1 protein-coding gene is annotated in these 1,543 nt (G+C 73.1%); it reads left to right on the top strand.

Translation table 11 applies throughout. The features are described 5' to 3' along the window. Positions 1-77: 77 nt before the first annotated feature. Positions 78-1,543 (top strand): serine/threonine protein kinase (locus tag AC08ON_RS18085; protein WP_476617434.1); only part of this gene is annotated, 1,466 nt, incomplete at its 3' end.

The following is a 1,543-nucleotide window of genomic DNA, read 5'->3' on the forward strand; positions in this document are numbered from 1 at the left end:
CCGGGTCGACCCCGCCCCTCCTGGATGCGCCCAGCGTTCCCACGGGCCTTCGGGAGTGCGCCGGGTGCGGCGCGCCCGTGGCCCGGCCGGGCCACGACGAGCAGGACGAGCAGGACGAGCAGGACGAGCAGGACGAGAGCGTCGCCCTGGAAGGCAGCTGCGCGGGATGCGGCCACCGCTACTCGTTCACCGTCAAGCTGCGACCGGGCGAACGGGTCGGCCGCTACACCGTGCACGGCGTCATCGCGCACGGTGGGCTCGGCTGGGTGTATGCCGCGACCGACGACAACCTCGGCGGCGACGACGTGCAGGCCTGGGTGGTGCTCAAGGGCCTGCTCGACGCGGCGAACCCGGAGGCGCGTCGGATCGCCGAGGGAGAGCGGCGCATTCTGACCACGGTGTCCCATCCGGGCATCGTCAAGATCCTCGACTATGTCACCCACCATGGCGAGGACTACATCGTCATGGAGTACGTGCCGGGGGTGTCCCTAGCCGGCCTGGCCGAGGTCGGGGTGGCGGGACCGGACGGGCGGTCGGCTCCGCCGTCGGCCGCCGACATGATCCGCTACCTGCTGCGGGTGCTTCCGGCCCTCGGGCATCTGCATCGCCTCGGGCTGGTCTACTGCGACCTGAAACCGGAAAACGTGATGGTCACCGCCGAGGACGTCAAACTGATCGACCTCGGCGGGGCGCGCCGGCTCGACGACCGCGTGTCGGGATACCTGTCCACGCCCGGCTACCGGGCCCCCGAACTCGACGACGACGGGGAACGCCCGGCGGACATCGCGCGCACCGCGCCCACGGTCACCACCGACATCTTCGCCGTCGCCCGGACCCTGGCCCGTCTCGTCCTCGGCCGGTTCCCGGGCTTCCTCGGCGCCTACCGGCACGCCCTGCCGCCGCGCCGGGCCCATGCCCCGTTGCGGGACTTCGAATCCCTGGACCGGCTCCTGCGCCGGGCCACCGCGACCGATCCCGACCAGCGCTTCCAGAGCACCACGGAGCTCGCCGACGAACTGGTGGGGGTGCTCTACGAGATCGTGGCCAGAACGGAGGGGCCGGTCCCCCCGTTGGCCAGCCGGTGGTTCGACGCCGTCGGGCACCCCACCGGGGAGGCGGGGCCCGCCGGGACCCCCGCATGGTGGGAGGTCCTCCCCAATCTGCGGATCGACCAGGACGATCCATGGGCGCCCGGACTGACCGCCGGTTCGGACGAGGAACCGGCCTCCCTGGCCACCCGGCTGGCGGCGATCGTCCCGAGGACCACCGAGGTGCGGCTGTCCCTGGCCCGCGCCCAGATCCGGGCCGGGCAGCTCCATGAGGCGGCGGGCACCCTGGACGACGCGGCCGTGGAGCAGCCGCGGGAATGGCGGGTCGACTGGTACCGGGGCCTACATGCCCTCGTCGGACGACAACCGGCCGTGGCCGCCGCGGCGTTCGACCGGGTCTACTCCCGGGTCCCTGGGGAGCTCGCTCCGCGCCTCGCCCTCGCGACCGCACTCGCGGACGTGACGACCACCGCGGACACCGCGCCTGAACGTGA

The sequence above is a fragment of the Frankia sp. CoWAU3 genome, assembly GCF_977971855.1.